Consider the following 16,408-nt stretch of genomic DNA (forward strand, 5'->3'; position numbering starts at 1 on the left):
GGGCGGGACGGCACGGCCAGAGCCGCGCCGCCTCGATGGCGATCGGGGAAAAACCCGTCTCCGGTCTACCGCTTATTTCTTGACGCGGTAGACCTGGTGACAGTCGCCGCAATGGGGGCCGAGCTTGCCGATGGCAAGGCTGAGGGCGGCCGGGTCGGCGGGCAGCTGCGCCAGAACCAGGTCGGCATCCTTGGCGAGGCTCGCAGCCTTGGCGTCGAAATCGGACTTGTTTTCCCAGATCTTCGGGCTTGCCTCGGAGTTGGCTTCCGATCCCGCCGGGAACTGATCCGGGAAGGCCTTGATGCTGGTGCTGATCGTTGTCAGCGACGTCTTGACCACCTCGGCATCATAGGGCTTCTGGCCCTTGGCGATGGCCGACAGCGCGCCCATGGAGCCGCCGATCTTCTTCATCAGGCCTTCGCGCACCTCTTGCGGCTCTGCTGCCGTGACCGCGCCTGCAGCAAGCCCCGTCAGGGCCGCGGCGAGAAACATGGTTCTCAGTTTCATGGGAGTCCTCTCTGGTATCGACGCGCGTTGCGGGCGTCTCTCCGTCATTCATGGCCGAGCGAGACGACCGAATCCTGCCCGCAGGCACGGTCATTTCGTCGCAGGCATCTTGGCATCTTCTGATCGCGTTGAAAGTAAAATCTTTGCGACATCGCAGATGCATAACGGCGGACCGACAGGCGGCAAGGCGTGTCCGGCGTCAACGGCCGAACGTGCGCGACAGGTGCGGCCATTCCGCCAGAAGCGCGTCGCGCGTCAGCACGCCGGGCGAGGTCTCGGTCTTTTCGCGCGTGCGGATCAGCCGGGCGAAGACCACGGGCCGGTCGTTTGCCGCTTTCTCTTCGGCCCAGCCGACATACCAGCCCCAGCCATGGGCATAATCGAAGCTGCGATCCGCCCGGCGCGGAAAGGCCGCTCCCGTCTTGCCGTGCAGCGTCCAGTCGCCGACCGCGCGCGTTTCCACGATCCGCCGGGTCTTCTCGATCGCCTCGGCACCGACCGGGAGGGTGCCGTTGACGAGGCCGCGCAGGAAGGCGACCTGCTCGCGCGGCGAGATCTGCAGCGAGGAGGCGATCCAGGCGCGCTCCAGGCCGTTGTCGAAACCGGGATCGCCGGAAAAATCGGCATTGCCGTATGTCAGGTCGCGCGCGTAGCGCTCCAGCCTGTCGCGGCCGAGATCGCGGGTGATGCGCTGGGAATACCAGACGACGGAATAGCGCAGCCAGTCGGTCGGGTTGGTGTCGCGCAGCCAGTTGGCCCCGCCCCAGTCCGGGTCGCCCTTCTGGTAGGACAGCACCGGCGTCGTCTCGTCTTTCAGGATATGCGTGTCGTAGCCGATCAGCGCCAGCGGGATCTTGAAAGTGGAGGCCGGCGTGGTGCGCGTGGCGCAGTCGCCCTCCTCGATTAGCACCCTGCCCGTGGCGGCATCGAGCATGATCGTGCAGGTGACGTCGATGTCATCGGCAGCCAGAGCGGTGGAGGCGAAAGCTGCGAACAGGGCGAAGGCGAGAGCGGGACGATGCAAGCGGAATGTCCTTTCGGGAGAGGAGGATGCCCCGGCAGGATGCGGCAAAAGGCGGCATGAATGCGGCGCATGCCGCACGGGCTCCGGCCGTTCTTCGAGACTCAAAACTTACACACAGCTTTGCAGAACGCGGCTCTCCTCCCGGCCGAACCCTTCGATTTCCAGTCGGTCTTCGTAGAGGCTGAGAACGGCGAAGGCATTGCGGTCCGGCGTGTCGACCATGCCGCGGAACGTGACGAAATGGGTGCCGTCCCGCGTGACGGCATTGCCGGCGTGATTGTGGCCGCAGAGATAGGCGCGGACATTCTCATAGGGCGCGAGGAGATCGAGCAGGCGCTGCGCGTCCCAGAGATCATGCGCGTTTTCGGGCGCGACCGGATAATGGCAGAGAAGGACGACCGGCTCGTCCTCCTCGCGGGCCTGCTCCAGCACCTCGGCGAGCCAGGCGAACTGCGCTTCGCCGAGGCCGCCGTTCCAGCGCTGCGCATTGGCGGCGCCCGCGGCCGTCAGCGCTTTCAGCCGGGCTTTCGCCTGTTCGCGCCGCGGATGGCCGTCCGGCACGGCAAACAGGCTGACCTCGCTGCCGTCGAGCACGACGATCCGGTGGCCGGCGATCAGCAGATCATAATAATGCGCGGGCATGCCGAGGCGCCGGTGCACGTCGCCCAGATGCTCCGGCGCGACCGCGAAATCATGATTGCCGGGCAGGAAGATCGCCCGGTGCCGCAGACGCCGATAGACCGCCAGCGCCGGATCGAAGCTCGCCCAGTCGCGATCGATCAGATCGCCGAGCGTGACCACGGCATCGAGCGTGCGCTCGTTGAACAGCGCGATCGCCTCCTCCAGCCTGCCGAGGGACTGGCGAAAATGCCGGTCGAGCGCAGGATTGGGGTCGAGATCGGCATATTGCGGATCGGCGATGATGCCGAGGCGCAGGAGGGGCGTTTCACGTCTGCTGTGTTCCATGGCGCGCGACGTAGCGATGATGGGTGACGGGAGCATGACAGGGTGTGGACAAGGCCGGATCGGCCAGGCTGCGGACATGAACGGTGCTGGCATGAAAAAAGCGGGACCCGAGGGCCCCGCTTTTCGATTCTCAGGCCTGATCAGGCGGCCTTTTCGTAAAGCTCCAGGACGTAGTCCCAGTTGATCAGGTTGTCGATGAAGGCTTCCAGGTACTTCGGGCGGGCGTTGCGGTAGTCGATGTAATAGGAATGTTCCCAGACATCGACGCCGAGCACCGGGGTTGCGCCGTGGACCAGCGGGTTTTCGCCGTTCGGGGTCTTGGCGATCTGCAGCTTGCCGTCCTTGACGGCGAGCCAGGCCCAGCCCGAGCCGAACTGGCCGACGCCGGCCGCGATGAAATCGGCCTTGAACTTGTCGTAGCCGCCGAGGTCGGACTTGATCGCCGCATCGAGCTTGCCCGGCAGCGAGGTGCCGCCGCCGCCCTTCTTCATCCACTTCCAGAAGTGCAGATGGTTGTAGTGCTGGCCGGCATTGTTGAACAGCGGCTGGTTGGTGCCGTAGGATTTCTTGACGATCTCCTCGAGCGAGAGATCGGCAAGGCCGGCCTCTTCCGCCAGCTTGTTGCCGGCCGTCACATAGGCCTGGTGGTGCTTGTCGTGATGATATTCCAGCGTCTCGCGCGACATGTAGGGCGCAAGTGCGTCGTAATCATAGGGCAGCGGGGGAAGTTCGAAAGCCATGGCGGTTCTCCTCTTGGCATCGGAATTCATTCGCGAAATCGTCAGGGGAACATAGGCACCCCCCTCGCCGGAGGCAACCGGCGCCGCCGCTAAATTCACCGCACCGCGCGGAATGGTTTTCTCCGGGCGAGGCTGGGCGGCGGCGGCGGCGCGTGTTCGGGGTGGCGACGGCCGTGATGGAACGGGCCTCCCCCTTGCGTCCTTCCGGGCTCGACCCGGATTTTCGTGACCCGACGTCTGTCAGCTTGGAAAGCCTGCCCTTCCCTCCCGCAGTTGTGACCGGCGGGCCTTCATTTCGCCCGTTTCTTAAGCCTCTGTTAAGACTTTCGAAACCCGGGGGAATGCTCCATGGCGCTAGGCGCTTCGCATCGATTGCAGGACGGCATCGAGGCCGTCGAGACCATGACGCGGTTTGCGCTGGCCGTGCTGGCGCTCGCCTCGGGCGTCTATACCTATCTCGGCGTCCGCTCGATCCTCGACGGGTCGGCCACCGCCGTGTTCTTCGCCGCGCTCATCTATTCCTCCGCCGTCTCCGTCGCGATCTATGCGTTCTGGAGCTACATGGCGCGGTTCTATCCGCATGTCACCGGCACCGCCGGGCGGGGCGCGATGATCGGCGTGATGGCGCTCGGCTGCGCCATGATCATCGCCATGTCGAGCTGGCTGAACGCGGCAGCGCTTGCCGGATCGGCCGCCCTCGAGCAGCATCTGGCCGAAACGCTGGAGGACTACACGGCCGATCTCGACAAGGCGCACCAGAATGCGCTGGCCGCCCAGAGCCTGCTGCCGGACATCCAGCGGACGCAGGAGCGCTTCCAGAGGCTGGCCGACCAGGAGCGCGAGACCGGCGCCCTGACCGGCACCACCGGCGCGGGCAGCGTCGTGCAGCTCCTGTCGCAGATGGCCGCGCAGCTGACCGAGCTCGAAAACGGCATCACCGCCTCGCGCGAGCGCGTCACCACCCTGTTCGACGACGGTCGCAAGCGTCTGGAGACGATGCGCACGCTGGTCTCGGCCCCGGGCGCGATCGACCCGCGCGCCGACCAGTTCTCGGCCGAAGTCGTGGCGCTGTCGGGCGTCATCACGTCGCTGCAGCAGACCTCCATCGCGCCCTCCGTCAAGCGCGCGGCGGAAGACCTTTCCCTCGGCTTCATCGCGCCGATCGCGGATGGCGATGCGCCGGACCTTGCCAACCGGCAGGACCGGGTGATGGAGACGATCCGCTCCTCCGTGGCTGCGCAATCCAAAGTGTTGTCGACGGCGGCGGACGAGATTCTCGCGCGCGAGCCCGTGGCCGACCGGCGCTTCGTGCCGCTGTCCTCCGCCGAGGCGGTGCTGCGCTACGCCTCGGACTTCATTCCGAGCTGGGCCGGCGCGATCTCGATCGACCTGCTCCCCGCCGTCCTCGTCTTCATGCTGTCCATCGTCCATGCGGCGCTGCGCCGGCAGGAAGAGACCCTGCCGTTCGCGCAGCGCATCACCGCGGCCGAGCTTCTCGACGCCATGGCGGTGCAGCAGGCGCTGGCCCGCAGCGGGGTCGATATCGAGGCGATCGTGCGGGCCGAGGTTTTGGCGGACCGCAGCGGCGACGCTGTGGATCTCGACGGGGCGGAAACAGCGGAGCCGACCAATATCACGAGCCTCGACATCGCCTCGAAGGGCCCGCCCCGGGCGCCGCGCGCCGGAACGCCCGCATGAGCCTGACCGCGGACGACGGCACACCCGCCGGCGGCGAGAGACCGGCACGCCCGGAGAGAGCGAGCGTGCTGCAGGATCGGCGCAGGCCCGCCGGCCAATCCTTCGCCGCCACCGCGCGGCGGACGCTGCGACGTCTCGCCCGGCTGGACGACGGGCAGATGATGCGCGCCTTCTTCTACGGACTGCTGGCAACCGCGGTCGTCTTCGTGCTGATCGACTGGCGCACGATCAGCACGCAGGCCGCTCTCGTGCCCGCCACCGATCCGGCGAGCCCGGCCAGCGAACCGGTGCTGCCGCCGGCGCTCACCACCGGCGAGCCGGAGGATGCGCCCGGCGAGGTGAAAACCGATCCGGACGTCCTCCGGCAGGAGATCCGCTTCGAGCTGCAGCCGGGCGGCGTGCTGCTCGCCAAGGGCGCGATCGACCCCGGCGCGGCGGCGCGGTTCGCCACGGAAATCGAGGCGCGCGGCGAATATGTGAAAGTGGTGAGCCTCGATTCGCCCGGCGGCTCCGTCGGCGATGCGCTCGCCATGTCGAAGCTGATCCGCGAGCGGCAGTTGAACACGCTGGTCGACATCGGCGCGCTCTGCGCCTCCTCCTGCCCGATCGTGCTGTCGGGCGGGGTGGAGCGGACCGCGGCGGAGGGCGCCGTCGTCGGCGTGCACCAGGTCTTCAACGGCTCGCGCGAAAAGCTCTCGCCGGAAATGGCCATGTCCGAAGCGCAGCGCACCACCGCCACCGTCACCCGCCACCTCGACGCCATGGGCATCAAGCCCGGCCTTTGGCAACGCGCCATGGAAACGGCGCCCGACCGGCTGGCCTATCTCAGCGTCAAGGAGATGCGGGACTTTGCCTTGACGACCGGTGCGGAGGCTGCAGCGGCGGCGCCCTGAGCGGGGTGTTTTGGGCGGAGCAGCCCCTCATCCCGCTGCCGCGACCTTCTCCCCGCCTGCGGGGCGAAGGGAGATGTGGCCAACGCCCGCTCCACGTCCCCCCACAAGAACGGGGCTGAGAGAGATGGGGCGGCCGTTCGGGGGTCCTTCTCCCCGTGAGAACGGGGAGAAGGTCGCGGCAGCGGGATGAGGGGCCGCCTCCCCGCTCTCTTGACCGCTCAGAAATCCGACCCGTTGCCATGGGCCCAGTCCATGTAGACTTCGAGCGCCTTTTTCCCCACGGGGCCCTCCTGGAAATGCCGGTCGTCGAGCCTGACGACGGGGACGATCTTGGAGAAATTGCCGGAGGTGAAGATCTCGTCGGCGGCGAGGAAATCCTCGACCGTCAGCGTCGTCTCGCGCACGTCGAGACCGGCGCGGCGCAGCAGGGTGAGGACGCGGGAGCGGGTGATGCCGGCGAGGAAGGTGCCGTTGGCGAGCGGGGTGAAGACGATGCCGTCCTTGACCATGAAGATGTTGGACGAGGCGGTTTCCGCGACATTGCCGTTCATGTCCTTTGCCAGCGCGTTGTCGAAGCCGCGCGCGCGGGCCTCCAGGATCATGCGGCCGGAATTGGGGTAGAGGCTGCCGGTCTTGGCCGTGGTCACCGCGACTTCGGGGCTCGGGCGGCGGAAGGGCGAGACGGTGAGCGAGGACGGCTGGGCCGTGTTCATCGGCGCTTCGAACAGGCAGAGCGCGAAGCGCGTCGATGCGGGATTGGCCGCCACCACCGAGCCCGGCATGCCGTGTTCGGCCCAGTACATCGGCTTGATGTAGATCGCGGTGCGGCCGTCGAACTTCTTGACGCCCTCCCAGGCGAGGCCTTCGATATCCTCGGCGGCGACGAGCGCATCGAGGCCGAGCGCCAGCGCCGAACGGTTGACGCGCTGGCAGTGGAGATCGAGATCCGGCGCGATGCCGTCGAACCAGCGGGCGCCGTCGAACACGGTCGAGCCAAGCCACATGGCATGCGAGGTCGGCCCGATCAGCGGCGGGTTGCCCGTCACCCATTCGCCATCGACGAAGGTCCAGGTGGTGCTGCGCGGTGACGTGTCGACGGCCATGATGGTCTCCTTAATCTCGTTCTCGTTCTCGTTGTCGTTCTCGAATGCTCGCGTCGGGATCGATGCCGGGCCGGCACGGGTCGCTCGCCCTGCACTCTCGATCCGTCTTGTCGCATAGCCCGAAATCGGAGAACAGGGGTGAATGGATCGATCAAAACTTCTGATCGTCCGGACTTACCGGCTTTGCCCGCCGGCGTCGTTTGCGCTAGGCACGTGCAACGCTCTGAAACCTCAAGCACCCCCAAACCTGCGGAGACCGCCATGCGCGCCATGTATTTCGACACGTTCGGCAAGACGCCGGAGATCCGCGACGTGCCGGACCCGACGCCCACGGACGGTGGCGTGGTCATCCAGGTGGAGGCGACGGGCCTCTGCCGCAGCGACTGGCACGGCTGGATGGGCCATGATCCCGATATCCGCCTGCCGCACGTGCCCGGCCACGAGCTTGCCGGCACGGTCGTCGCCACCGGCCGCGGCGTGATGCGCTACACGGTCGGCGACCGGGTGACGGTGCCGTTCGTGTCCGGCTGCGGCCGCTGCGCGGAGTGCCATTCCGGCAACCAGCAGGTCTGCCCCGACCAGTTCCAGCCGGGCTTCACCCATTGGGGCTCGTTCGCCGAATCTGTCGCGATCGACTTTGCCGACGAGAACCTCGTGCGGCTGCCCGACGACATCGATGCGGCGACGGCGGCAAGCCTCGGCTGCCGGTTTGCCACCGCCTTCCGGGCGATCGTCGACCAGGGCCGGGTGCGCGGCGGCGAATGGGTGGCCGTGCACGGCGCCGGCGGCGTCGGGCTGTCGGCCGTCATGATCGCCTCGGCCATGGGCGCGAACGTGATCGCCATCGACATTGCCGACACGAAACTGTCCTTTGCCCGCGAGATCGGGGCGGTGCAGACCATCAATGCCACGCAGACCGGCGATATCGCCGAGGCCGTGCGCGAGATCACCGGCGGCGGCGCGCATCTGTCGATCGACGCGCTCGGCTCGCCCGTCACCTGCTTCAATTCCATCCGCAACCTGCGCCGGCGCGGCCGGCATGTGCAGGTGGGGCTGATGCTCGGCGACCACGCGGCGCCGCAGATCCCGATGGCGCAGGTGATCGGCCAGGAGCTGGAGATCTATGGCAGCCACGGCATGCAGGCCTGGCGCTACGAGGCGATGCTGGCGCTGGTGGCGTCGGGCAAGCTCGCGCCGCAGAAGCTGATCGGCCGGCATCTCTCGCTGGACGAGGCCGTGCCCGCGCTCGTCACGATGGACACGTCCACCGATCTCGGCATCAGCGTCATCACGACGTTCTGACGCGCGCGCGCCGGAGCGCCGACCGGAATTTCCGCCCGGGACCCTTGGCTCGGTCCCGTTCCCGCTGCTAATTTACCCGCCGGGGCAGGCAGAGAATCACGAGGTGGATCATGGCACGCGCAGCGCAGACACCGGATGAGGACGTTCTTTTTTCGCCGGTGCTGCTTCCCAATCCCCATCACCGGAACGGCTGGCCGCTGTCGATGATGGTGAGTTCGCAGACCGAGGCGCGGCACAATCGCGCGCTCTGGGCGCCAACGCATCTCATCTCCATCCGCGCGCCGGACACCAAGCTCCTGTCGATGATCGACCTTCCCGAAGACCGGCATCTGCAGCTGATCTTCGGCGACACGATGGACCCGGAGGAGCGGGACGCGGCGCGACTGCCCGCCATCACGCAGGCCTTCGCCTTCATCGACGGACTGCCGGCGGATGCGCGGCTGCTGATCCACTGCCTGCGCGGGATCGGCCGATCGACGGCGCTGACGCTCGGCATTCTCGCGCGCTACATGGACCCCGAATCGGCCGCCGCCGCGCTGCATGCGCTGCGGCCGGATGCCAAGCCGAACCGGCATGTCGTCGGCCTCTGCGATACCGCGCTCGGGCTGAAGGGCAAGCTCGCCCGGCAGGCGCTGCGCTTTCCGGCAAAAGCCTGGAAACCGGCAAAGGGGTGAGCATGGCCTGGTCGGCGGCGCAATATCTGGCTTTCGAGGACGAGCGGACGCGGCCGGCGCGGGATCTGCTGGCGCAGGTTCCGGACCTGCCGGACGGTCCGATCTTCGACATCGGCTGCGGGCCGGGCAATTCGACGGCGCTGGTCGCCGCACGGTTTCCGGCCGCGCCCCTCACCGGCATCGACAGCGACGCGGACATGCTGGCCGCCGCGCGGCAACGGCTGGCCGAGATCCCGTTCGAGCACGCAGACCTCAACGACTGGCAGGCGCCCGCCCCGCCGGCGCTGATCTTCGCCAATGCCGTGCTGCAATGGCTGCCGGACCCTCTCGTCGCCATCGACCGGCTCGCCCGGATGCTCGCGCCGGGCGGGGTGCTTGCGGTGCAGATGCCCGACAATCTGGAGGAGCCGACGCACCGGGCCATGCGCGAGATCGCCGCTGAGCCGCTCTTTGCCGAGGCCTATGGCGCGGCGCAGCCGAACCGGAGCGGCCTGCCTGCGCCGGGACGGCTGGTCGATCTTCTGTCGCCCGTCTGCGGCCGCGTCGATGTGTGGCACACGATCTATTATCACCGGCTGGCGGGGCCGGAGGCGATCGTGGACTGGGTGAAGGGCACCGGCCTGCGCCCCTATCTCGCGCCGCTTTCCGAGGATCTCCGCCCGACATTCCTCGCGCGCTACCTCCAGCGCGTGGCCGCCGACTATCCGCCGCTTGCCGACGGGCGCGTGCTTCTGCGCTTCCCCCGGTTGTTTCTGATCGCGCAGCGCAACGGCCACGCGCCGGCGTGATGCGGGGCGGAACCAGCGGTCGTTCCGGTGCGTTTTGCCGGCTTCATACAGAGCCATGATGTGAAAAACGCCGTTCATCTGCGAAATTGCTTGCCTGCCTCGCCGCCCCGCTTCAAAACAGAGCATTCGCTTTCCGCTCAAGACATCGTGATCCATGATCGCACGCTTCGATTTTCCCCTCGTCCCGCACGGTGCCACCGCACCGCTCGCGCCCGTGTGCCGGGGGGTTTGAGATCATGGGACAGTCCAAGGCGCCGATGCCGGTCGTGCTGGTGGTGGAAGACGAGCCCCTGCTGCGGATGATGGCGGTGGACCTGATCGAGGAGGCCGGATTCTCCGTCGTGGAAGCCAGCAATGCCGACGAGGCCGTGCATCTGCTGGAAACCCGGCTCGACATCCGCATCGTCTTTACCGATATCGACATGCCCGGCAGCATGGACGGGCTGAAGCTCGCCGCCGCCATTCGCGACCGCTGGCCGCCGATCGAGATCATCATCACCTCCGGCGCCGTCACCAATGCCGCGGCGCAACTGCCGGACCGGGCCGTGTTCTTCCCGAAACCCTACGACCACACCCGCCTGCTCTCCACCCTCCAGGGCTTCGCCGCGCTGCCGCCGCTGCCGGGGCTTTAAAAAGCTTCGTCGTCTTCGGGACGTCGGCTCAGACCGGATCGCAGGCCTTTTCGGCACCGACCTTGATGGCGGGCGTTGCCTCCAGCGCGGCTTTCGCCTGTTCCGTCAGGGGTGTCAAAGCACCGTCCTGCGCGTAGAGGCTGCGGATCTCCTCGGCGACCAGGGTGTCGTTTGGCACTGAATGGTAAGAATGCGGCCCTTCATCCAAGGTGACCCCACTCGTTATGATGACGCTATAGACCAGATGATGCGTTACGCATTGTGCTTGAGAGAAAACGGTCTGATTCAACAGAGAGACGTTGGAGACGAACTTGGATCAAGAATGGACGCTTGTACCCAAAGATGGGCTGACGCAGCTAAAATTCGGGATGTCGGTGAGCGACGTTGCCAAATTAAGCGAAATCTATGGCGCTGTTGAAGCCGCATCCACGAACCGGATAACTCCCGGCGTGGCTGATGACAACGATGATTTTCTTAGCAAGTATTTTTCAGATGATGAGCTCGCCAAGGATAAAGATCACGTTGATGAATCTGCAGATGACGCCACGGTTATTACGCAAACGCTGGCGGGACGTTCTCTTGTACTCGATTATTTGAATGGCAGACTTCAATCGATTATTGCGTCGGAGCAGGCTGATCAAATCAATTTGAGCGGTGAACGTATATTTCAGATGGAAAGCGATAAATTGCTGAGGCTTTTGGAGTCAGCAAACGGTTCGCCAGGGCGATATGACTCTACAGGCGCTGCGTTCGACAATATCGCACTTTACCTGGATGGCTTTACGGAAACCAATTCCGACGGAAAAATTATCATCCTGACGAGATCAGATGATCGATTTGAGTCTCGAACCATAACCGCTCGGCATGAACGGTACCAGATCAACGATTTTCTACCTGAGGGAAAGATACATTCTTTCCTTTGATTATTATGAGGTTGCTACACTGCGTCAGACAATTTGGAGATAGATGATCGATGGGACCTTTTTTTTATTGAAACTGTTGAAGCGGAATCTCACGATTAAGTGCAAAACGACATGGTGAGATATTCCGCGCCTGAGCCGACATGGCCGCAGGCGCGGTCGAGGATGCGGGCGACCTCCTCCAGCGGCAGGCGGGCGATGGCGTTGTGGCCGCTGCCGGGGCTTTAAAAAGCGTCGTCGTCTTCGGGACGTCGGCTCAGACCGGATCGCAGGCCTTTTCGGCACCGACCTTGATGGCGGGCGTTGCCTGCAGCGCGGCTTTCGCCTCTCCCGTCAGGGGTGTCGATGCACCATCCTGCGCGTAGAGGCTGCGGATCTCCTCGGCGACCAGGGCCTGCAGGCGCCAGAGGTTGCGGTCGTGGATGCCGGCGGCTTCGAGGTGGAGCACGGTGTTGTAGAGATATTCCGCGCCTGAGCCGACATGGCCGCAGGCGCGGGCGAGGATGCGGGCGACCTCCTCCAGCGGCAGGCGGGCGACGGCGTCGTGGCCGGTCGATCCAAGCCAGAAGCCGAGCACGAGCACATTCACATTCGTATTCGTATTCGTATTCGTATTCGCCGGGCCTTCGGACACTGGGCCTTCGGGCGTGCGGACCGGCATCCAGCGGACGGTGGAGATCGTTTCGCGCGAGGAGAGTTCGCGGCGCAGCAGGCGCTCGATCTGGGCGATGCGGTCGCCATCCGCAAGCCGGTAGATCACGCCGTCGCAGCGCCCGCCCCGCTCCAGCGCCATCATCAGCCCGGGTGCGGCGCGCGAGCCGCGCCAGCGGTCGATCTTCAGCGAAAAGGCGCGGTGCCAGCCATAGGCGGTGGCGCGGCGGCTTTCGACCGGGTCGAATTCCGGCTTCCAGATCAGCGAGCCATAGGCAAAGACCCAGAGCGGCGCGCCGCCCGACTGCGCGTCGAGATCGCGCGCCAGCGCCCGGTAGTCCTCGTCCTCCATCGGCGTCAGCCGCGCATCGAGACCGGGATCGGGCTCGTCGCGATAGCAGAGCGCGACCAGTTCCGGCGTCAGCGACATCTGCCGTTGCCTGGCGCCCGAGCGAGTCTGAAGAGATGGCGGCGCGGCGGCGGGGGTTTCGGACATGGAAGCACGTTTCCTTGCGGACATCGGGGCCTCCTCGTCGCCCTATCGGAGGGGGAAGCGGCGGTTTTGTCAAGTTGGCTCGTACGGTTGGCCTTTCAAGGTGTCGTTCACGATGACGACTGGGCGGGGTCGATGCGGGCAACGAGGAAATCGATGAAGGCGCGGATGCGGGCGGCGAGATGCTCGTGGCTGGCAAAGACGGCATGGATGGTCTCCCGGTCGGCCGGGCGGTGCGCCTGCAACAGCGGCACGAGACGCCCGGCATCGACATCCCGCTGGATGTGGAAGGCGCCGATGCGGCCGATGCCGACGCCGTCGAGACAGAGCGTGCGCATGACGAAGCCGGCATTGACGAGGACGACCGGCTCGAACGGCCGCTGGATCGTCGCGCCGCTGAGCGGATCGAGAAACGGCCATTCGCTGCGCATGCCGGGAATGTTGAAGCCGAGGCAGGCATGGCGCGCGAGATCCGCCGGCACCTGCGGCGTCCCGTGGCGGGCGAGATAGGCCGGCGATGCCACCAGCAGGCGGTGGCTGTCGAGCAGCTTTCGCGTCTTCAGCGAGCTGTCGCGGAGCGCGCCGGACGACCGGATGGCGATGTCCGTGCGGTCGCCCACAAGATCCACCACGTCGTCGCTCAGCGACAGATCGATCAGCACATGCGGGTAGAGACTGCGGAACTCGCCGATCAGCGGCAGGATATGGCGCTCGGCAAAGGCCATCAGCGCGCTGACCCGCAACACGCCGCGCGGCACGGCCTGCGTGCCGCTGGCGATCAGGCGTTCCGTCTCGTTGATCTCGGCAAGGATGGCGCGGGCGCGGGCGAGATAGAGCTCGCCTTCCGGCGTCGGCTGCAGCGTGCGGGTGGTGCGCACCAGAAGCCGCGCGCCCAGCCGGTCCTCCAGCCGCGCGACGAGCTTGCTGACGGCCGACGGCGACAGGCCGAGCCTGCGACCCGCCGCCGAAAAGCCGCCGCCGTCCACGGCCGCCACGAAAACCTCCATCTCGCCGGCCCGGTTGTCCATTCTCGTTCGCCCCTCTCGTGAACTGAAATCACAGGTGATTGTCCAATATACCGGATTATCGCACAAGCGGGCACCGGCTATATCTCCTCCATCCGCGCACGGGCCCATCCCGACGCGGCTGCCGCGCAACCCTTTTTGACCATCCCGGAGGCTGCCATGCCCCTTGCCCTGCTTGCTCTGACGATCGCCGCCTATGCGATCGGAACCACCGAATTCGTCATCGTCGGCCTCTTGCCGACGGTCGCCCGCGATCTCGACATCACGCTGCCGATGGCGGGCCTGATCGTGTCGATCTATGCGCTCGGCGTCACCTTCGGCGCCCCCATCCTCACCGCGCTCACGGGCCGCATCGCGCGCAAGCCGCTGCTTCTCGGGCTGATGGCGCTGTTCATCCTCGGCAATACGCTCGCGGCACTCTCGCCCGGCTATGGTCTGCTGCTCGTCGCCCGCGTGCTCTCGGCCTTTGCCCATGGCGTGTTCTTCTCGGTCGGCGCGACGATCGCGGCGGGGCTGGTGCCCGAGAACCGGCGGGCGTCGGCCATTGCGATGATGTTCATGGGCCTGACGGTCGCCATCGTCACCGGCGTTCCCCTCGGCACGCTGATCGGCCAGACCTTTGGCTGGCGGGCCACTTTCGCCGCCGTGGCCGGGCTCGGTGCCGTCGCCTTCGCCGCCCTCGCGCTGCTGCTGCCGGCCGATCTGCCGTCGAGCCCGCCCGCCCGGCTCTTCGACCAGGTCAAGGTTCTCGGCAGCGGCCGGCTGCTCCTCGTCTTCGGCATGACCGCGCTCGGCTATGGCGGCACCTTCGTCACCTTCACCTATCTGGCGCCGCTTCTGGAAGAGATCACCGGCCTCTCCGCCTCGGCCGTCAGCCTCGTGCTGGTGCTCTACGGGCTGGCGATCGCGGCCGGAAACCTCGTCGGCGGGCGTCTCGCCAACCGCAATCCGGTGCGGGCGCTCGCCGCCCTGTTCACGGCGCAGGCGCTCGTTCTCTTCCTGCTCACCTTTACGGCGAGTGCTACCATCCCTGCGCTCGTCACGCTGACCGCGCTCGGCTTTCTCTCCTTCGCCACGGTGCCGGGCCTGCAGCTCTATGTCGTGGAACTCGCAAAACAGCATCGCCCGGCGGCCGTCGATGTCGCCTCGGCGCTCAACATCGCCGCCTTCAACCTCGGCATCGCCGCCGGCGCCTGGATCGGCGGCCTCACCGTCGCCTCCTCGCTCGGCCTCGGCGCCACGCCCTGGGTGGGCGCGCTGATCGTGCTCGGCGCGCTGGGGCTGACGCTGATCAGCGGCCATCTCGATCGCCGGCCGGCAGCCGCAGCGCCGGTCTGCGCCTGACCGGTTTTGCGGAACCTCCATGGCTCCGAGACATTACGTTCTCTTCGGTGCAGCGCGTTTGCTTGCAGGCCGGAAAAACAGTCTCTTGAATCCCTTACCGGCATTTCAGCATCCTCTTGTGGAGGATCAGTGCCGCCCCTTCCTGCCCCTGCCGACCCATGGCCGGGGCCATTCGACTGAGGAAACATCGTCATGCAACATGTCAAAGCCAATGGTGCCGAGATCCCCGCTCTCGGCTTCGGAACCTTCCGCATGCCCGGACCCGAGGTTCTCGAGATCGTGCCGAAAGCCATCCAGCGCGGTTTCCGCCACGTGGATACGGCGCAGATCTACGGCAACGAGGCGGAGGTGGGGACGGCGATCCAGCAATCCGGCGTCTCCCGCAACGAGATCTTCCTGACCACCAAGGTCTGGCCGGAGCGCTATGCCCGGTCGAGCTTTGCGCAGTCGGTGGACGAGAGCCTGCGCAAGCTGAAGACCGACCATGTCGACCTGCTGCTCCTGCACTGGCCGCGCGGAAGCACCGTGCCGCTCGAAGAGCAGATCGAAGGCCTGAACGCCGCCGTGAAGGCCGGCAAGACGCGGCATATCGGCATCAGCAATTTCAACACGGAGGCGATGCGCGCGGCGAGCCGCCTGTCGGACGCGCCGATGTCGACCAACCAGATCGAGTATCATCCCTATATCGATCAAAGGACGGTGCTGGAGACGGCGCGCGACCTCGGACAGTCGATCACCGCCTATTACGCCATGGCCGACGGGCAGGTGCCGAAGGACCCCGTGCTCAACGACATCGGCAGCCGCCACGGCAAGACGGCGGCGCAGGTCGTGCTGCGCTGGCTGATCCAGCAGGACGGCGTCGTCGCGCTGTCCAAAACCTCGACGGAGGCGCGGCTGACCGAAAATCTCGGAATCTTCGAATTCGCGCTTTCGCCCGAGGAGATGCAGGCCATCCACGCCCTTGCCCGCACCGACGGCCGCATCGTCAACCCCGGCCACCTCGCGCCGAAATGGGACGAGGCAGCGTAAAAGGGCGGTACTAGAGATGGCGCCGCGGGTCTTTCGATCCGCGGCTACGCCGTCAGCCTCAGACGAACTGGCGCAGGCCCGGGACCGAGTTGATGACCGCGTCGACCGTTTCGTCGCCGGCGTGCTCGCGGGCATAGGCGAGAATTTCCTTGGCGAGGCCGGTGATCTCGCCCATGGAGAGGCCTTCGCCCATCAATTGCTGGCCGAGCGCCATGACGCCGCCACCGACCGCGCCCATGACCTTGCCGAGCAGACCGGGCTTCGCGCCTTCGCCGTTAAAGCGGGCGACGAGTTCCGGCGCGCCGGGCACGGCCTCGATCATGCGGGCGACGGGACCGGCATCGGCTTCGCGCTGCAGGAAGCCCAGCATCATGCCGATCGCCTTTTCCGCCTTGTCCGGCTCGATGCCGACATTGTCGGATACGCGGGTGACCAGTTCGCTCATGCTCTTCTCCTCGGCAAGAGATTTTACGTTCACGTCTACGTAAAGATCCCGGCGGAGAAATCAAGCCGTCCGGCGGGGTTTTCCGGGATGCCTCGCCCGACGCGAAGCGAGCATCCGGTACCGGGCAAACAGCGTGCTTGTCTGCTTGCGGACAACGTATAGTATCCCGGCCAA

At 66.2% G+C, this 16,408-nt stretch carries 18 protein-coding genes and 1 pseudogene; 9 read left to right on the top strand and 10 right to left on the bottom strand.

The genetic code is table 11. The annotated features are described in order from the left end of the window. Positions 1-72: 72 nt before the first annotated feature. From C8J36_RS08270 to C8J36_RS08285, 4 genes are all read right to left on the bottom strand, one after another. A complete protein-coding gene (locus tag C8J36_RS08270; RefSeq protein ID WP_132534087.1) occupies positions 73-507 on the bottom strand; it encodes a cytochrome c in 435 nt (144 codons plus the stop codon). 199 nt (positions 508-706) lie between these two features. After that, a complete protein-coding gene (gene blaOXA / locus C8J36_RS08275) occupies positions 707-1,531 on the bottom strand; it encodes a class D beta-lactamase (RefSeq protein ID WP_245506500.1) in 825 nt (274 codons plus the stop codon). 108 nt (positions 1,532-1,639) lie between these two features. Continuing rightward, complete coding sequence (locus C8J36_RS08280) at positions 1,640-2,497, bottom strand: metallophosphoesterase (protein WP_132534089.1); 858 nt, start codon at positions 2,495-2,497, stop codon at positions 1,640-1,642. Positions 2,498-2,637: 140 nt separating this feature from the next. Next, entirely contained in the window at positions 2,638-3,237 is a 600-nt protein-coding gene (locus C8J36_RS08285) for a superoxide dismutase (RefSeq protein WP_062469353.1), read from the bottom strand. Between the two features lie 348 nt (positions 3,238-3,585). On the opposite strand from C8J36_RS08285, the gene C8J36_RS08290 reads away from it, so the two are divergent. Both C8J36_RS08290 and C8J36_RS08295 read left to right on the top strand, forming a co-directional pair. Further along, positions 3,586-4,935: a hypothetical protein gene (locus tag C8J36_RS08290; protein ID WP_132534091.1), complete on the top strand. Its 1,350-nt coding sequence runs from the start codon at positions 3,586-3,588 to the stop codon at positions 4,933-4,935. A gap of 158 nt (positions 4,936-5,093) precedes the next feature. Further along, on the top strand, positions 5,094-5,828 hold the full coding sequence (locus C8J36_RS08295; RefSeq protein ID WP_165915029.1) for a hypothetical protein: 735 nt from the start codon (positions 5,094-5,096) through the stop codon (positions 5,826-5,828). Between the two features lie 218 nt (positions 5,829-6,046). On the opposite strand, the gene C8J36_RS08305 is transcribed toward C8J36_RS08295, so the two are convergent. After that, the gene (locus C8J36_RS08305; RefSeq protein ID WP_132534095.1) at positions 6,047-6,931 is read right to left on the bottom strand and encodes a branched-chain amino acid aminotransferase; all 885 of its coding nucleotides are present in this window, start codon (positions 6,929-6,931) and stop codon (positions 6,047-6,049) included. Between the two features lie 261 nt (positions 6,932-7,192). Between C8J36_RS08305 and C8J36_RS08310 the strand changes: the two genes are divergently transcribed. The 4 genes from C8J36_RS08310 (at position 7,193) to C8J36_RS08325 (ending at position 10,327) form a co-directional block, all read left to right on the top strand. Beyond that, positions 7,193-8,233 (top strand): zinc-dependent alcohol dehydrogenase family protein, encoded by a 1,041-nt coding sequence (locus tag C8J36_RS08310; protein WP_132534097.1) that lies wholly within the window; start codon positions 7,193-7,195, stop codon positions 8,231-8,233. A 110-nt stretch (positions 8,234-8,343) separates the two neighbouring features. Further along, positions 8,344-8,907, top strand: a complete 564-nt coding sequence (locus C8J36_RS08315; protein WP_132534099.1) for a phosphatase — start codon at positions 8,344-8,346, stop codon at positions 8,905-8,907. A gap of 2 nt (positions 8,908-8,909) precedes the next feature. Continuing rightward, positions 8,910-9,695, top strand: a complete 786-nt coding sequence (gene tam, locus C8J36_RS08320; protein ID WP_132534101.1) for a trans-aconitate 2-methyltransferase — start codon at positions 8,910-8,912, stop codon at positions 9,693-9,695. A 236-nt stretch (positions 9,696-9,931) separates the two neighbouring features. Then, on the top strand, positions 9,932-10,327 hold the full coding sequence (locus C8J36_RS08325; RefSeq protein ID WP_132534103.1) for a response regulator: 396 nt from the start codon (positions 9,932-9,934) through the stop codon (positions 10,325-10,327). 28 nt (positions 10,328-10,355) lie between these two features. Here the strand turns inward: C8J36_RS08325 and C8J36_RS24835 are convergent, their stop codons facing one another. After that, complete coding sequence (locus C8J36_RS24835; protein ID WP_165915002.1) at positions 10,356-10,505, bottom strand: hypothetical protein; 150 nt, start codon at positions 10,503-10,505, stop codon at positions 10,356-10,358. Between the two features lie 133 nt (positions 10,506-10,638). On the opposite strand from C8J36_RS24835, the gene C8J36_RS08330 reads away from it, so the two are divergent. Continuing rightward, positions 10,639-11,250: a hypothetical protein gene (locus tag C8J36_RS08330; protein ID WP_132534105.1), complete on the top strand. Its 612-nt coding sequence runs from the start codon at positions 10,639-10,641 to the stop codon at positions 11,248-11,250. 116 nt (positions 11,251-11,366) lie between these two features. On the opposite strand, the pseudogene C8J36_RS25285 reads toward C8J36_RS08330, so the two are convergent. The 3 genes and pseudogenes from C8J36_RS25285 to C8J36_RS08345 form a co-directional block, all read right to left on the bottom strand. Further along, positions 11,367-11,441 (bottom strand): annotated as a pseudogene (locus tag C8J36_RS25285) (gamma-glutamylcyclotransferase); the annotation flags it as partial. Positions 11,442-11,503: 62 nt separating this feature from the next. Continuing rightward, on the bottom strand, positions 11,504-12,394 hold the full coding sequence (locus C8J36_RS08340; protein WP_245506501.1) for a gamma-glutamylcyclotransferase: 891 nt from the start codon (positions 12,392-12,394) through the stop codon (positions 11,504-11,506). A gap of 107 nt (positions 12,395-12,501) precedes the next feature. Next, positions 12,502-13,419, bottom strand: a complete 918-nt coding sequence (locus tag C8J36_RS08345; protein ID WP_132534107.1) for a LysR family transcriptional regulator — start codon at positions 13,417-13,419, stop codon at positions 12,502-12,504. Between the two features lie 156 nt (positions 13,420-13,575). Between C8J36_RS08345 and C8J36_RS08350 the strand changes: the two genes are divergently transcribed. Next, complete coding sequence (locus C8J36_RS08350; protein WP_132534109.1) at positions 13,576-14,760, top strand: MFS transporter; 1,185 nt, start codon at positions 13,576-13,578, stop codon at positions 14,758-14,760. 192 nt (positions 14,761-14,952) lie between these two features. Then, on the top strand, positions 14,953-15,789 hold the full coding sequence (locus C8J36_RS08355) for an aldo/keto reductase (RefSeq protein WP_132534111.1): 837 nt from the start codon (positions 14,953-14,955) through the stop codon (positions 15,787-15,789). Positions 15,790-15,847: 58 nt separating this feature from the next. Here the strand turns inward: C8J36_RS08355 and C8J36_RS08360 are convergent, their stop codons facing one another. After that, positions 15,848-16,267 (bottom strand): DUF2780 domain-containing protein, encoded by a 420-nt coding sequence (locus C8J36_RS08360; protein ID WP_347360157.1) that lies wholly within the window; start codon positions 16,265-16,267, stop codon positions 15,848-15,850. Between the last annotated feature and the right edge of the window lie 141 nt (positions 16,268-16,408).

The organism is Rhizobium sp. PP-F2F-G48 (genome assembly GCF_004342335.1).
GTDB lineage: Bacteria > Pseudomonadota > Alphaproteobacteria > Rhizobiales > Rhizobiaceae > Ferranicluibacter.